Origin of the sequence: Blautia sp. AF17-9LB, assembly GCF_003479185.1 — a bacterium.
In the GTDB taxonomy this organism is placed as follows: domain Bacteria; phylum Bacillota; class Clostridia; order Lachnospirales; family Lachnospiraceae; genus Fusicatenibacter; species Fusicatenibacter saccharivorans.
The window spans coordinates 116607-133382 of the sequence record NZ_QUGU01000010.1 but is presented as its reverse complement, the minus strand read 5'-3'; the positions used below and the strand labels follow the sequence as shown (position 1 = coordinate 133382).

At 47.8% G+C, this 16776-nt stretch carries 12 protein-coding genes; 5 read left to right on the top strand and 7 right to left on the bottom strand.

Features of this window, described 5'->3' with window-relative positions:
• Positions 1-86: 86 nt before the first annotated feature.
• From DWX00_RS11915 to DWX00_RS11890, 6 genes are all read right to left on the bottom strand, one after another.
• On the bottom strand, positions 87-746 hold the full coding sequence (locus DWX00_RS11915; RefSeq protein ID WP_055226637.1) for a sensor histidine kinase: 660 nt from the start codon (positions 744-746) through the stop codon (positions 87-89).
• Positions 747-797: 51 nt separating this feature from the next.
• Entirely contained in the window at positions 798-1538 is a 741-nt protein-coding gene (locus DWX00_RS11910; RefSeq protein WP_118595296.1) for a LytR/AlgR family response regulator transcription factor, read from the bottom strand.
• Position 1539: 1 nt separating this feature from the next.
• A complete protein-coding gene (locus DWX00_RS11905; RefSeq protein ID WP_118595295.1) occupies positions 1540-2445 on the bottom strand; it encodes an alpha/beta hydrolase in 906 nt (301 codons plus the stop codon).
• Between the two features lie 60 nt (positions 2446-2505).
• Positions 2506-3894 (bottom strand): alanine/glycine:cation symporter family protein, encoded by a 1389-nt coding sequence (locus tag DWX00_RS11900; protein ID WP_055219316.1) that lies wholly within the window; start codon positions 3892-3894, stop codon positions 2506-2508.
• A 201-nt stretch (positions 3895-4095) separates the two neighbouring features.
• Positions 4096-5490, bottom strand: coding sequence for a magnesium transporter (gene mgtE, locus DWX00_RS11895; RefSeq protein ID WP_022461398.1), 1395 nt, complete (start codon positions 5488-5490; stop codon positions 4096-4098).
• A gap of 420 nt (positions 5491-5910) precedes the next feature.
• Complete coding sequence (locus tag DWX00_RS11890; protein ID WP_179973075.1) at positions 5911-6312, bottom strand: GGDEF domain-containing protein; 402 nt, start codon at positions 6310-6312, stop codon at positions 5911-5913.
• Positions 6313-6560: 248 nt separating this feature from the next.
• On the opposite strand from DWX00_RS11890, the gene DWX00_RS11885 reads away from it, so the two are divergent.
• Positions 6561-7256 carry a response regulator transcription factor gene (locus tag DWX00_RS11885; protein WP_022461396.1) on the top strand — a complete coding sequence of 232 codons (696 nt, stop codon included), beginning with the start codon at positions 6561-6563 and terminating at the stop codon, positions 7254-7256.
• 16 nt (positions 7257-7272) lie between these two features.
• Positions 7273-9951 carry a sensor histidine kinase gene (locus DWX00_RS11880; protein WP_117509947.1) on the top strand — a complete coding sequence of 893 codons (2679 nt, stop codon included), beginning with the start codon at positions 7273-7275 and terminating at the stop codon, positions 9949-9951.
• A gap of 104 nt (positions 9952-10055) precedes the next feature.
• On the opposite strand, the gene DWX00_RS11875 is transcribed toward DWX00_RS11880, so the two are convergent.
• Positions 10056-10880, bottom strand: coding sequence for a YesL family protein (locus DWX00_RS11875; protein ID WP_118595294.1), 825 nt, complete (start codon positions 10878-10880; stop codon positions 10056-10058).
• A 349-nt stretch (positions 10881-11229) separates the two neighbouring features.
• Here DWX00_RS11875 and DWX00_RS11870 point away from each other — a divergent pair, with 349 nt between their 5' ends.
• The 3 genes from DWX00_RS11870 (at position 11230) to DWX00_RS11860 (ending at position 16190) form a co-directional block, all read left to right on the top strand.
• Positions 11230-12342, top strand: coding sequence for an ABC transporter ATP-binding protein (locus DWX00_RS11870; RefSeq protein WP_055219170.1), 1113 nt, complete (start codon positions 11230-11232; stop codon positions 12340-12342).
• 348 nt (positions 12343-12690) lie between these two features.
• Positions 12691-13782 carry a PucR family transcriptional regulator gene (locus DWX00_RS11865; RefSeq protein ID WP_055219318.1) on the top strand — a complete coding sequence of 364 codons (1092 nt, stop codon included), beginning with the start codon at positions 12691-12693 and terminating at the stop codon, positions 13780-13782.
• A 119-nt stretch (positions 13783-13901) separates the two neighbouring features.
• The gene (locus DWX00_RS11860; RefSeq protein ID WP_199669509.1) at positions 13902-16190 is read left to right on the top strand and encodes a hydratase; all 2289 of its coding nucleotides are present in this window, start codon (positions 13902-13904) and stop codon (positions 16188-16190) included.
• The last annotated feature ends 586 nt before the right edge of the window (positions 16191-16776 follow it).

The window sequence follows — 16776 nt, the reverse complement described above, 5'->3', positions numbered from 1 at the left end:
CGCGAACAGCAAAAAAAGTGTTCACGTTCTGCAAAATTTCTCTGTAGAATCATCGGACAAAATTAAAAAATCCTGGAAAGAACTTTTTACAGCGGCAGCATAATCTCCGTCACGAAAACGCCGGGCTCGTTCTGCCGGTTGATATATCCTTTGTACTTTTCCACAACAAGATTGATCCGTTTCAGCCCATGCCCGTGATTTCCGCGCTTCGTGGTGATATACTCGCTGTCCAGCTTCCGCACAGTATCCTTTGTTGCATTCGTAACGGAAATATACAGCTGGTTTTTCAGCACACCAATATAAAGCCGGATATAGGGATCCGCAAGGCCCTCGCATGCTTCCACCGCATTGTCAATCAGATTTCCGATCAGCGCGCAGAGATCAATATCACTCACCGTAAGATTGGCCGGGCAGGCTGCCTTGTAATCCACGCGGATGCCGTTCTTTTCGGCGAGTGAAATTTTGGAATTTAAAATCGCATCGAGATTCACATTCCCCGAGTCGCAGAGCTGGTTGACCTGATCGAGATCATTTTCGAGCAGCCCGAGATATTCCTGCAGCTTATCATACTGTCCCATCTCAACATATGCCTTCATTGACTGCAGATGATTGTGGTAATCATGGCGCCAGCCGCGCATTGTCAGATAGATATTCTGCACTTCCTCGACCTGGCGGGCGAGAAGCTGGTTCTGGTATTCGATATTTTTGCGTTCCAGATAATGGGATAAAAAAGGAATGTGCGCCATGAAACATCACCTCGGTTCGTTCGGAATTGGAAATTAAAAAATGCAAAACCTTTAAAACGCATTCGGCCGGTAAAACTGCAGGAATGCCTGGTTGAGTGATGCATAGCATCCGCGGCTGACCGGAATTTTTGTTCCGTCCGACAAGAGACATTCCGTCCGCGTGATCCGCTCCACATGAGCGAGATTCACAAGATAACTCCGGTGTGCGGCCGCAAAACATTCTCCTGTCCCACCAGAAGCCTGCCATGCGGCGGAAAGCTCTTCGCGGAACTCCGACAGATTTTTCTTAAACGTTTCCGTGCCGGCGGCCGTATGCAGCGTCAGATAATGATTATCGGACTCCACAAAAAGCAGGTCAGAGAGAAACAGCTTCTGCGTCTCTCCGCCAAGTGAAAGCAGCAGATGCGGTTTTTCCTGTCCGCGCATCGCCTGCAGCTCCTCGAGCAGCGGAAACAGTGTATCCTCTGTCACCGGCTTTAAGAGATACCGGAACGCCTGCACCTCATATCCTTCGAAAACATATTCTTTATGATTCGTCAGAAAGAGAATCGGCACCTCGCTGTCCGTCTCGCGGATTTTCCGCGCCAGCGCCATGCCGTCCATTCCGCCGAGATCAATATCGAGAAAGATGAGATCGAACGGATACGAGTCAGGGTAGTGGAACAGAAAAGCAGCGGAGTCTGAAAAGGCTTCCACGGTAAGAGGAAGCCTTTTTCGCTCCGCAAAGGTGTGGAGCAGCAGTTCCATCCGGGAACGCTGCGCCGGTTCATCTTCGCAGTAAGCAATTCTCATGTCATTCACCTAAACATTTTTTGAAGAAGTTATCGTAAACGGTAATCATTTCCTCGGTCCAGAACGCTGCTCCGCCGTGGTCTGCGCCGCGAAGAAGATACAGCTGTACATCTTTTCCGGCATCCTTTAATGCGTGGTAGAGATCGACACTCTGCTGGCAGAACACCATCGTGTCCTTCGTGCCGTGTGCGATCAGCATCGGCGGGAAATTCTCGTTCACGTATGTTTTGGAGCAGGCTGCCTTAGCCTCCTCAAGATGCTCGGTGATGTCATAGCCCATCAGCATGCCCTCCGGGCTGTCCGGTTTCTGATGGTTCAGCGTTATCGGATAGCCGTACGGCAGTGTCACATCAACAGCTCCGTACAGATCGATAATACCGCATACCTCGCAGCTTTCCTCATTGATCGGCTCGTCAAGTTTTCCGCTCTTTGCGGTCATGCCAGCAACGGAAGAAACCTGTCCGCCGGAAGAATCTCCCATCAGGAACATCTGCGATGGATTCAGCTTGTATTCCTCCGCATGCGCACGCAGAAAACGTACCGCATTTTTCGCATCGATGATCTGTGCCGGGAAATGCGCGATGCCGCTGTGACGGTATTCCACGATGGCAACAACGTAGCCGCGCTGTGCGAGGCGGGCGATCATGCCGACTTTCTGATAGACATACTGTTTCATCCAGGCAGATCCCTGAATAAATGTGATGCACGGCCAGGTGCGCTCCGGGTGCGCCATCTGGAATGGTGTGAAAATTTCCAGATGAAGATTGTGCGCCTCGTCGTAGACAACTTTATGCGCATAGCGGATCTCCATTTCCTCTCCGGTCACTGGAATTTCCACGGCGCCGTCCACCGCGTCCGTGTAGTCCGGCATTGTCTCATACGTGTAGTTTGATGGTTCAATGATCATGTGTAAAAACCTCCTTTTTCAAAAACCCATTTTTCGGTCCGAAACAGCAATCCACAGGATTTACGATTTCTTCGACTCCTCATATGATTTTAACTCAGAAAGTGCCTCGCCTGCAAGTGGATACAGTGCAATAATGTTGAAAATTGTCATCAGCCCGATGCCGACATCACCAAGATCCCACACAAAAGTGTATGCGGCAATACCGCCGATAAACAGCATTACAAGTGCAAGAACCTTGTAAGCGGTCTGGAAACACCACTTGTCACCGAACAGGTAGGCAACGTTGCTTCTTGCATAGAACAAAATGCCGAGGAACGTGGAAAAGCTGAACAAAAACAGCGTAAGTGCGATAAAAATCACACCGAATTTTCCCAGATGATACTGCATGGCGGTCTGCAAGAGATCCATGCCGGAAAGGCCATTAATCAGATCCTTTGGTGCAAGCAGCATAATCATTGCGGTGCAGCTGCAGATGACGATTGTGTCAACAAAAACGCCGAGCGCCTGTACAAGGCCTGCTTTGGCCGGGCGGTCACATTCTGCGGCGGCAGCGGCGCATGGAGCGGAGCCGGAACCGGCTTCATTCGAAAACAGACCACGCTTTACACCGTTCATCAGAACAGCACCAAAACCGCCGGCTGCCATCTGACGAAGTCCGAAGGCTTCCTCAAAAATGCGTGCAAACACAGAAGGAATCTGACGGAGGTTGACTGCGATGATAAACAGTGTGATAAAGAAATAGCAGACTGCCATGACAGGAACTATAAAATCCAGCACCTTTACGGTTGCATTTTTCCGCAGTACGATGATTGCAGAAAGAATCACCAGCATGATACTGGTGTAAAGCGGCGGAATGGAAAATGCATTTTTAAAAGAAGAAGCCACGGAGTTGCTGATTACCTGACTGATACCGCACCAGCAGATCAGACCGGCAATGGCAAACAGAACAGCCGGCAGAACGTATCGTTTTTTCTTCTTGAGGTGGTCTTCAACCAGATCGTGAATGTAGTAGGCAGGACCGCCGCGGTAGCCGCCGTACAGAGGATCTTCTTCTTTGTGAAGCTGTGCGAGCGTAGCTTCGATAAACGCGGTAGACGAGCCGATGATAGCCGTCACCCACATCCAGAACACAGCACCTGCGCCTCCGGCGGAGACTGCAGCGACAACGCCGACCAGATTTCCCATACCGACACGCGTTGCGGTGGAAACGATCAGTGTCTGAAAAGAAGAAAGGCTGCTTTTTTCATTTTTCTTTTCCGACAGGGCACGGATCATGTCCGGGAACAGACGGATAGGAAGAAAACGTGTCCGGATCGTAAAATAGATGCCGGTTGGGATCAGCAGAAGAATCAGAAGGGAGATTCCGAGACTGCCGCCGCCCGGGAGCGGAATCGTAAAAAGATCGCCCCAGAGAAAGTTGTAGACTGTGGTGATGAGATTGACAATCATGTTTTCAAAAACCCTCATTTCAAAATATTTGCGGCACTGTGAAACGTCAAAGCATAAAAGCACCGTTACCTGCTATTATATCGGTTTCTGTTTGGAATGTAAAGAAGGGAAGAGAAAAGATAAGAGGCAAATATCAGCTTTTTCCGAAACCAGAAAAAGTTGATATCTGCCTCTTAAAAATTTTTCAGTCGTATCAAAAGATCAGCCTGCGAGATGCAGCATCTCGATCAGGAACAGCCAGCTCAGGCCATAGAATGTAACGACAGCGACAAGGTCGTTGACCGTTGTGATCAGCGGGCCGGAAGCAACCGCCGGATCGATGTGGATCTTTTTAAAGAACAGCGGAATGCAGGTGCCGACGGCACTGGAAATCAGCATAGCCAGCAGCAGCGCGATACCGATGCAGGCGGAAACAGAAAATGCGAACATCATGGTCTTTCCCTTGAATAAGAAGATGAAAAGTCCGATGACAGCAAAGGACAGAACACCAAGCAGAAGACCATTGCAGAAACCGATGCGCATTTCCTTGAAAACAAGCTGTAATTTCTGTTTTCCGGTCAGGGACTCATCCATCAGGACACGGATGGTAACAGCCAGGGACTGGGTACCAACGTTTCCGGCCATGTCAAGGATCAGGGACTGGAAGGTCATGATGATCGGAAGGGTTGTGACAACCTGTTCGAAAATACCGACTACAGAAGAAACCAGCATGCCAAGACCGAGCAGGATGATCAGCCATGGAAGACGTTTTTTCATACTGTCTTTTAACGGCTCTTTTAAATCCTCCTCTGCGGTCAGACCTGCGAACATCGCGTAGTCCTCACCCATCTCATCATCAACCAGGTCGATGATGTTTGATGATGTGATGACACCGAGCAGGCGGTTGTCATTGTCGAGGACCGGAATAGAATCCTCGGAATAATCCTTCAGTTCTTCGATACACTCGTTGATCGGCTCCTCTGCATATACGTACGGGTAAGAAGTTACGGTCAGATCCTCGAGCGTCTCGTCGCGTCTTGCGATGATCAGGTTTTTCAGATCGATCGCTCCGTAAAATTTCTGCTGCGCATTGACAACAAAGATGGTAGAGATGTTGTCGTTCTTTGCGGCCTGATCGATCAGGCTGCTCATCGCCTGTTTGACATTCAGATCCTCGCGGATGATGATGCAGTTTGTCGTCATGCGGCTACCGATTTCATCTTCATCGAAGGAGGCGATCATCTCAATATCGTGGCGTACTTCCGGATCGAGCAGTTCGATCAGAAGTTTTTTCTTTGCTTTGTCGAGTTTCTGCAGAACCTCGGCCAGTGCATCGGTCTCCATTTTGGAGAGGATGGAAGCGGCTTTTTTGACATCCATCTCTTCGAGGTACTCGGCTACGTTGTCGGATTCAGCATACTCAAAAATATCGGACAGCATGTCCGTGTCCAGAATGCGGTACAGTTTGCATCGCTCCGGAACCGTTAAAAGCGGCAGAACATCTGCCAGGTCATTTTCGTGGTAATCTTCCAGGCGGCTGCCCATGACAGCCGGAGAAGAGTTACTGCGGATTGTATCCAGGATCTCCTGGGTATAATCCTGTACTCGTTTTTCCATTTTTTCGTTATCCTCCATTCTTTTTTTTGACAGCAGAAAAAAACATGCGTGCTGTCGGTGCGAAAAAGCATGTTGGAACCCTCACAGGGCAGTAAAAGCACACGAAAAAAGAACCAGAGAATTACGTTTCAAAACTGGTTTGGATCATGTGTCTTACTTCGGGTTTTCATAGGATAAGAAGGGAAAATATTTAAGATTAAAGCAGGACAGAAGGATGGCCGTCATCCTGCATATTTTCCGGTTCCCGTCCTATGCTGGTACTTCGCCCATGAGAATCACAACTATCCATTCTGTTCACCTGCCTTTTTTTAGAAATTTTTTGATCAAACAGCCGTTTTTGCCGGTCTGTTTCGCTTGAAATACGGGATTCAAAAATCATCCCTCAAGTATTCTAACTGCTTTCCAGAAAAAAATCAATTCCTATTTTGGTAAAATTTTCGCAACATTCTTATCTCGTTTCTGTTTCTCCTCGTAAAGCATTGCATCCGCATGCGCGAGCATCTCCGGAAGTGTGGAATCCATGTCTTTCGGAAGCAGATAAAAGCCGGTGGAAACGGTAATATTATATGCTTTTTCGTTCGTTCTATTAAAAATGTCGAATGCGGAGTGCAGCGTCCGGTACAGATCCCTGGACATTGTTTCGTCGGAACACGGAACAAGATATGCGAATTCATCGCCGCCGATGCGTCCGCAGACACCGCGTTTGCCGATGGAATCCTGCAGAAACTGTCCGACAAGGCGGATGGAGAAGTCCCTTTCTTCATGCCCGTATCGGTCGTTGATGATCTTTAAATTATTGAGATCCGCATAGACGGCAAGCAGGATGTGCTAAGAAAATAATTGCAATTGTCTAAAAAATGTTTGAGCTCTGAATTCACAGACAAAACTTTATAGAAACTTAAGATTTTCCTTTGCGGACCTAAAGATTCCTTTGGTACAGTAAGGATGAAAACAAAAGACATCTGGCAACTTGAGGGAATTTGCGGTACAATCATCTTTGAATCATGTGGGAGGTCCGGCGCGGAAAAAAAGTGCCGGAAAAGAAAAAATGAAAGGTGGAGAAAGAAGAAATGTACAACATTTTAGTATGTGATGATGATAGAGAGATTGTAGACGCCATTGAGATTTATCTGACCCAGGAGGGCTATCATGTGCTGAAAGCATATGACGGCATGCAGGCCATCCAGATGCTCGAGAGGGAGGAGATTCAGCTGCTGATTATCGACGTCATGATGCCGAAACTGGACGGCATCCGTGCGACGCTGAAAATCAGGGAAAAGAGCAGTATTCCGATCATTATTCTGTCCGCAAAATCAGAGGATGTGGACAAAATTCTGGGACTGAACATCGGCGCGGATGATTACGTGACGAAGCCGTTTAACCCGCTCGAGCTGGTGGCGAGGGTGAAATCTCAGCTGCGGCGCTACACGAAACTTGGAAATCTTCCGGCGGACGACGGAGAAAATGTGTATCAGGTCGGCGGGCTTCTCGTCAATGACGATTTAAAAGAAGTCAGCGTCGAGGGTGAACCAGTCAAACTGACCCCGATCGAATATAACATTCTCCTGCTGCTGGTAAAAAATCCAGGCAAGGTATTTTCGATTGAACAGATCTACGAGAGCATCTGGAACGAGGAGGCGATCGGTGCGGACAACACCGTTGCGGTCCACATTCGTCACATCCGTGAGAAAATCGAAATCAACCCGAAGGAGCCGCGCTATCTGAAAGTTGTATGGGGAATTGGGTATAAGATTGAGAAACAATAATAAGGAGTGAATAATTGTGAAAGAACGAAAACTCTACAGCCTGACGGGGAAGCTGATCGTTTTTCTTCTGCTGATCGTTTTTGCCGCCAGTGCGCTGTTCGGGGGCATTCAGACACTGATGCTTTCCAGCGTCGGCCTGACGCCGAATGCGGCAGCAAAAAAGTATGCGTTTGAAGAAACCACCGCATGCGGCACACTGGTGCAGCGGCAGCTTCATAACGTCATGAGCTACTATAATGATATGAGTAAATTCGGCACAAACGGTCGATACGACGGAACAAAAGAGATTGATTACCGTGCCTTTGCAACCGATGGAGAGGGAAGCGGCGGGATAAGTACAACGTACACCATTGACCAGCTTGTCAAGATGTACGATGACGGCAGCAGCGCAGACCTCAATGAGGTGGCAGCGTATACTGCGGACAATTATGCGACGAACGATGCCGGAATTGACAAAGAAGCCTATCTTGCATACGAAGATGGAACTGACGTGAGCCAGGAAACAGAAGAGACGGATGTAGCCGCACTCACCGAAGAAGTGAGCGCGGCAGATGCAGAGACGTTTGACAGCTTTTCCCCGGACGGCGAGGTCTACTTTCCTTCCGATAATGCAGTGAAAAGCCTGAAAGAGAAAAAAATTGATCCTGCTGATGTTTCCTCCCAGTTTTTGTATCTATACGATCAGGGAATGAGCCTGGAAACGCAGAAAACGAAAGCGGGAACGTACCTCTATGAGTACGCGGCGGCAAATCTGAAAAAGGTATCCATCCGCGATCTGTATATGACACTTTCCGGGGTCACGGAAGAAGTTGCTGCTTTTAAAAACCAGGAGAGCGGCATCAGCGTCGATGCGGACGATGCCAATCTCTGGTACTGTCTGGAGGATAAAGAAGGAAATATCTATACGAATGTGGATTCCTGGAAAAATGGTTACACAACAGCCATTGCGCAGAAATCGCCCTATCCGTTCGCCTTTGCTGTTGACCGGACCGGCGGTGCCGACAAAGTCCGTTCTTATGCAACAAGAAAAAACAGCCCGGCCGTGGAAGCAGCGAGAAGCTATCTACTGAACAATCAGATTGCAGATAATTATCAGAAGATCTTTGTTGCACTGGATCCGGATCTGGCAGCAAGCGACTATTTCTCCCAGTACAGTGAGATCTACAGCCAGTGGCTTCCGAAAATGCAGCTCCTTCTTCTGATGATTGCAGTTGGCGGAATCGGAACGCTGGTCTGCCTGGTCCTGTTCACACTGCAGGCAGGAAGAAATGGAAAAAACAAAGAAATCCGCCTTTACTTTTTCGATCAGTGGTACACGGAAATCGCAGCTGCAGCCGCCATCCTGATTGTGATGGGAGCAGTTGGAATCGTTGCTGTCTGCATCGAACTTTCCTACGGCGGCGTTCATTATATCCAGAATTTTGACGGAAACTACATCTACAGCGGATCCTATGGAAATGAAGCAGATACATGGCGAAGCCTGGTGGCCGCATCGGGCATCCTCGCCGGATTTCTGATCACACTGATTCCGTACTGCTCACTGGTGCGCCGGATCAAAGCACGCAACGTCTGGAAACAGTCGTTTTTGTACTGCGTCGGCCACCGGATCGTGTCTGCCGGAAGAACCTTCTATGAAGGCAGACAGGAGTCGGAGCGAACGATCCTTATGTTCTGCGTTTTCTGCGGCGTGCAGATCATTCTCTGCTGCGGCTTCGGAATGTTCGGCGTATTCCTTACCCTGGTGATGGATGCCGCAGTGCTGCTTCTTCTGCTGCGCGAGGCATCCGGAAGAAAACAGATTGAACATGGCTTAAAAGAGATTGCTGCGGGCGATCTGGATTACAAGATTGACCTGACGGAGCTGCAGGGGGAAGACAACCTTCAGCTTGCCGGAATTGTCAATTCGCTCGGAGAGGGAATGAAAGCGGCAGTGCAGGAGCAGATGAAGAGCGAGCGCTTAAAAGCGGATCTGATCACCAACGTATCCCACGATATCAAGACACCGCTTACTTCTATTATTAATTATGTCGATCTGCTGAAACGGGAAAATATTGAAAACGAGAAAGCGAAAGATTATATCCGCGTACTCGACGAAAAATCACAGCGCCTGAAACAGCTGACGGAGGACCTTGTCGAGGCATCGAAGATCAGCTCCGGAAATATTAAACTGGAATTCATGAACCTGAACCTGAATGAACTGGTACAGCAGGTGAACGGAGAATTTGCGGAGCGGTTCGAAGGCCGCAATCTCGACCTGATCTGTATTCTCCAGCCGGAACCGCTTCTGATCCGTGCGGACAGCCGCCGCATCTGGCGCGTGCTTGAGAACCTGTACGTAAATGTCTGCAAATATGCCATGCCGGGAACACGGGTTTATGTGGATGCCATCAAAAAAGACGGAAAGATTCAGCTCTCGATCAAGAACATTTCCGAGAACCCGCTGAACTTCCAGGCAGATGAACTGACGGAGCGTTTTATCCGCGGCGATGTCAGCCGGAGCACCGAGGGCAGCGGCCTGGGTCTTTCAATCGCAAAGAACCTAACGGTATTGCAGCATGGAAGCTTCAACATTTATCTGGACGGCGACCTGTTCAAGGTTACGATTACGTTTGATGAAGCTGTAAAGGAGAAAAAACCGATGCCTCCGATGATCGTACCGGAAGCGGTACAGGAGGAAGCACAGCAGGATGCCTGAGAAGTGTTGAAAAATAAAAGAGAATAGAAAACGACAACTCCCCGCCGGGAAACACGCAGCAGATGCGGTTCCCGGCGGGGAGTTGTTTATGAAATGCAGTTTATTTATTCGTCTGTTTCTGGCTGTTCAGCCGGGCTGGCAGATTTCTCTTCCGAAGCAGTTTCTGCAGCTGCGTCAGCCGGAGCAGCATCGGTGGTTTCAGCCGCAGCAGCGTCATTGGAACGATCAGTCAGTGGGCTTGGTCTGTCCATCGCTTCGAGTGCTCGTAAGGATTCTTCTTCCGGTGTCAGAACCTCTTTTTCTTCCTCCGGCATATAGAATGGGAAGATTTTGTTTACGAAGAACCAGGAGCATCCAAGCGCTACTGTAGAAAAGCCCAGAAGGAACATCAGAAGAATCAGATAGCTGACAATTTTTGTCGTGGAGAATACGTAGATCAGCAACGGACAGAGATTGACGAGCAGGATCATGATGGTCCACGGCAGATGGCGGATTGCCATCAGGATGGAGTTCTTGATCGTATTTTTTACGGTATTGTCAAAGCGGCTCAGGACCGGGAAAACATAGGACAGTACCATGGCTTCGAAACAGATCAGTACCAGGAAAACAAAACGCAGGTAGGTGATGGCGCCCGGCATTTTCATGACCAGCAAAAGATCGAGAATCAGGACAATCAGAACCGCCAGCAGGATGAGCCAGATAGCAGTTGCCTGCTTGAAGTTTTCACGGAACGATTTCCAGTAGGTACGGAAGATGTAGGTCTCCTCGTTTTTAATCATCTTCAGGGTGACGTAGTACATTGCTGTGAAGTTTGCGCCGATCGTCACAATCGGGATACACATAATAAGGAAAATAATGTTCAGCATCATCAGGTCGAAAACACGGCTCATGATCTGCGAGAACTTACTGTCCAGGCTGAAAAAACTCATAGTTTGTTCCTCTTTTCTGTTGAATTAAATCTGCCGCCGATCTGCGTTCCGGCTGGCAGACATTACCTAAAAGTATAGCGAATTTTTCAGAAAAAAGCAATGAAGAGAATATAAACTTTTCGTTTCGTCATTTTGTATAAGAGTGAACATTTTGTTTGTGCAAAGTGGACAGAAGAGAACGGTTCGAGAAAATCCGAAAGCAGAATTGCCAATCTGCCGGAGGAAAGTTTGTGTAATTGTGGCATGGTCGAATGCGGGTAGAAAAGGTATACTAATCCCATAAGCAAGAGAGATGCAAATGCAAAACTCATAATAAAACGCATGATGTTCATTTAGGGAGGATTCAAAAATGGCAAGTTTATCTTTACAGCACATTACAAAAAGATATCCGAACGGTTTTGAAGCAGTAAAAGACTTCAACCTGGAAATCGCTGACAAAGAGTTTATCATCTTCGTAGGACCATCTGGATGTGGTAAATCTACAACACTTCGTATGATCGCAGGTCTTGAGGAGATCTCCGATGGTACTCTGAAAATTGACGATAAAGTAGTAAACGATGTAGAGCCGAAAGACCGTGATATCGCAATGGTATTCCAGAACTACGCTCTGTATCCACACATGACCGTATATGATAACATGGCATTCGGTCTGAAACTGAGAAAAGTTCCGAAAGATCAGATCGACAAACAGGTTAAAGAAGCAGCTAAAATCCTTGACCTGGAGAAACTGCTTGACCGTAAACCGAAAGCTCTTTCCGGTGGTCAGAGACAGCGTGTTGCTATGGGACGTGCAATCGTACGTGATCCTAAAGTATTCCTTATGGACGAGCCTCTGTCAAACCTGGATGCAAAACTTCGTGTACAGATGCGTACCGAGATTTCCAAACTGCATGAGAGACTGGGCGCTACCATCATCTACGTAACACATGACCAGACCGAGGCTATGACACTTGGTACCAGAATCGTTGTTATGAAAGACGGAGTTGTTCAGCAGGTAGATACCCCGCAGAACCTGTACAACGCACCGGGCAACCTGTTCGTTGCAGGATTCATCGGATCTCCGCAGATGAACTTCCTGGATGCAAAAGTAAAAGTTAACGGAAACGACGTTACTCTTACTGTTGGTAAATACAACATGAAACTGCCGGCTTCCAAAGCAAAAGCTGTTATCGACGGCGGATATGACGGAAAGACCGTTGTTATGGGTATCCGTCCTGAGAACGTACATGATTCTCAGATGTTCATCGAAACTTCCAAAGACAGCGTAGTTGAGTGCAAGATCAACGTATACGAGCTGTTAGGTGCAGAAGTTTACCTGTACTTCGATTGCGAAGGCTTCCCAATGACAGCCCGCGTAGATCCTCGTACAACTGCAAGAAGCGGTGATACCGTTAAATTTGCTCTGGATATGGAGAAAGTTCATCTGTTCGACAAAGAGACAGAGATCACCATTACCAACTAATCCATATGAACATCAGCGCGTATGCGCAAACATAGAGAAAAGGATCGGCATCCGTTCGGATGCCGGTCCTTTTTGTATATGGTTACAGTTCACTGGTTCCCAGCGAACTGTAACATTCGCAGCCCTCATTTAAAGTTTTGCTTCGCAAAAGGAGGGCTGCTCACGCCTGAATCTCTTTCTTACGCAGCGAAACAGCAAGTGTTTCACTGCTGAGTGAACAGTAACTGCATATGCACGACCCTCCTTTTGCGAAGCAAAAAATAGTTGCCAATGAGAAAAAAATAAGCTATAGTTATAGATAAGACGCACCCTGGAGTAAAATACGCCAGGAGAAAGGAAGTGGCAGATTTGGTATCAAGTCAGGTATTACAGAAAACCCTTGATGAATTAAGAAATATTACGAGAATTGATTTATGTGTGACGAATACGGATGGTGTTCTGCTGGTGACCACATTCCCGGAAACCGCGATTGATGCAGAAAGCATCCGTTCTTTTGTATTATCCGCTGCGGACAGCCAGATTGTACAGGAATATCATTATTTTAAAGTATATGACAACCAGAATGTGGAGTATATTCTGATTTCTAAAGGAAGTAGCGACGATGCATATATGATCGGAAAGGTTGCCGTATGTGAGATTCAGAATCTTATCATTGCATACAAAGAGCGTCTGGACAAAAACAACTTTATCCAGAACCTTCTTCTCGACAATCTTCTTCTGGTGGATGTCTACAACCGCGCGAAAAAGCTTCGCATCGACACAGATGTGCGCCGCGTTGTTTACATGGTAGAGACGAAGCTGGAAAAAGACATCAGCGCACAGGAGACAGTAAAGAGCCTCTTTGCTTCAAGACCGAGAGATTTCATCACCGCAGTCGATGAGAAGAGCATTATCATTGTAAAAGAACTGAAGGATACCGACACCTTCGAGGATATGAACCAGACCGCAAGAATGCTGGTTGATATGCTGAATGCAGAGGCAATGTCCCAGGTACGTGTTTCTTACGGAAATCCGGTCAGCGAGATTAAGAGTGTTTCGCGTTCCTACAAAGAAGCGAAGATGGCGCTTGAGGTAGGAAAAATTTTCTACGCAGACAAAAACGTGGTACCATACAACAACCTCGGCATCGGCCGTCTGATCTATCAGCTCCCGATTCCGCTGTGCGAAATGTTTATGACCGAAGTCTTCGGCGAAAATCTGCCGGATACGTTCGATGAGGAAACACTGACCACAATCAATAAATTTTTTGAAAATAACCTGAATGTGTCCGAGACATCCCGTCAGCTCTATGTACACAGAAATACTCTGGTGTACCGTCTGGAGAAGCTCGAGAAGAGCACAGGACTCGACATTCGTAAATTTGACGATGCGCTGACCTTTAAAATTGCCATGATGGTCGTAAGCTACATGACGTATATGAACAACAGCGAAAATCTGTAAAACCGTTCAGAGCCGTACAGGATTGCGGGAGTGCAAAGCACGGAGCAATCCGGGTATCGAAGGGGTCAAAAGACTTTTTGACCCTAACATTTTATCAACAACAAGAGGAGAGGAACGACATGATTGAATTACTGAACACAGGTGCATACCTTGTCAACGGAATCGATATCATCCCGGATACAGAAGAAGGCCGCGCGGAACTCAAAGCGCGTACCGGCGCTGTGCCGTGTCCGGCGGATGCTGCAAAAGAAACCATTGCCTATGGAATCTTAAAAGACCACAATGTTTCCGGCAACATGGAAAATCTGCAGATCAAATTTGACAAACTTACATCGCATGACATTACTTTTGTTGGAATCATTCAGACCGCGCGCGCGTCAGGACTGGAAAAATTCCCGGTACCGTACGTGCTGACCAACTGCCACAACTCCCTTTGCGCAGTCGGCGGAACCATCAACGAAGATGACCACATGTTTGGTCTTACCTGTGCGAAAAAGTACGGCGGCGTCTATGTACCGCCTCATCAGGCAGTAATTCATCAGTTTGCCCGCGAGATGCTTGCCGGCGGCGGAAAAATGATCCTCGGATCCGACTCCCACACCCGTTACGGTGCACTCGGAACCATGGCCATGGGCGAGGGCGGACCGGAACTGGTAAAACAGCTTCTCTCCAAAACATATGATATCGCTATGCCGGGAGTGATCGCAATTTACATGACAGGCGCACCGCAGCCGGGCGTAGGACCGCAGGATATTGCACTTGCCATCATCGGTGCAGTCTTTGCAAATGGTTACGTAAAGAACAAAGTTATGGAGTTCGTAGGACCTGGCGTATCTTCCTTAAGCGCAGATTACCGGATCGGTGTGGACGTTATGACAACCGAGACAACGTGTCTGTCCTCCATCTGGAGAACCGATGAGAAGATCAGCGAGTTCTATCAGATCCACGGCAGAAGCGCAGATTACAAAGAGCTGAATCCTGGCGCGGTTGCTTACTATGACGGCGTTGTAAAAGTAGAACTCGACAAGATCAAACCGATGATCGCGATGCCGTTCCATCCGAGCAATGTTTATACCATTGAAGAGCTGAAAGCAAACCTCGATGACATCCTGAACGATGTAGAGAAGAAAGCAGCCATCAGCCTCGACGGAAAAGTTCCGTTCACTCTGAAAAATAAAGTACACGACGGAAAACTCCTGGTAGACCAGGGAATCATCGCAGGATGCGCCGGCGGCGGATTTGAGAACATCTGCGACGCAGCCGATATCCTGAAAGGCCACAGCATTGGCGACGATGCGTTCACCTTAAGTGTTTACCCGGCAAGTACCCCGATCTATATGGAGCTGGCAAGAAACGGAAAACTGGCAGACCTTTTGGAAACCGGTGCGATCGTAAAAACCGCATTCTGCGGACCGTGCTTCGGCGCAGGCGATACTCCGGCAAACAATGCGTTCTCAATCCGTCACTCCACCAGAAACTTCCCGAACCGCGAGGGATCCAAGATCCAGAACGGTCAGATTTCTTCCGTTGCCCTGATGGATGCACGTTCCATTGCAGCAACCGCAGCAAACAAGGGATTCCTGACCGCAGCAGACGAGTTCACCGGAACATACACGAAACCGGCATACCACTTCGACAAGAAGATTTACGAGAACCGTGTCTTCGACAGCAAGGGTGTGGCAGATCCGTCTGTAGAAATCCAGTTCGGACCGAACATCAAAGACTGGCCGGCTATGCCGCAGCTTGCCGAGAATCTGATTCTGAAGGTTGTTTCCGAGATCCACGATCCGGTTACGACAACCGATGAGCTGATTCCATCCGGCGAGACTTCTTCCTTCCGTTCCAACCCGCTCGGACTGGCAGAGTTCACCCTGTCAAGAAAAGATCCGGCTTACGTGGGACGTGCAAAAGAAGTACAGGTCGCAGAGAAAGCCATCCAGGAAGGAAACTGCCCGGCAGAGGCACTTCCGGAACTGAAAACGGTCTTCGCAGCCATCCATACCCAGTACCCGGATATCGACAAGACAAACGTTGGTGTCGGATCCACCATCTTCGCTGTAAAACCGGGCGACGGCTCTGCGCGTGAGCAGGCAGCTTCCTGCCAGAAGGTATTAGGCGGCTGGGCAAACATCGCCAACGAGTATGCAACGAAGCGCTACCGCTCCAACCTGATCAACTGGGGCATGCTTCCATTCCTGATCCCGGAGGGAGATCTGCCGTTTACAAACGGAGATTACATCTTTGTACCGGAGATCCGCAAGGCAGTGGAAGAGAAAGCCGATGTGATCAAAGCGTACGTTGTAAAAGACGGAGCACTTGTTCCGTTCGAGATGACGTTAGGCGCGCTGACCGATGATGAGAGAGAAATCATCTGTAAGGGATGCCTGATCAACTATTATAGAGGATAAGTATTTGAGAAAGAGCTGTGTGGCAGGAGAAAAGTCTGTTTCATAGCTCTTTTTCTGCGCACTTATTTGAAGCAAAATATCAGAAAACAATATAAAATTCAGAAAATAAACACAATAATTAAGAAAAGAAAAAGCGATATAAAAAAACAGTAAAAATATTTTAAAAATGTATTGACAAATACTGGCGGATCTGTTATATTAAAATTACAAAGAAACAAGAAAACAAAAACCTAACCAAGAGGTACAAAGAGAAAGACTTGGGACCCCCTTTTCAAGAGAACAAACCATTTTCATAGAAAGAGACGAGAAATCTTCTATAGAAGAATGGAAAAAAGGGAAAAGGAAGATGTTCTTAAGATGAGAGACTTCCGAAAGGAAAGAAAACCTGAGATAAAGATCCATACAAAAGAAGTTCGAAAGAAAACCTTTTGATAAACATGAGATCAGAGCAGATCTTAGGAAATCCTAAGGAAAAGATTTTCGGAGTGGAAATTTTAACCGCAAAGGAAAAGCCTCTGAAAAAGAACATCTTCCCGAAAAAAAGAAAATCTACAACAGGGAAATGGAAGAGAAACGATCTTTGAAA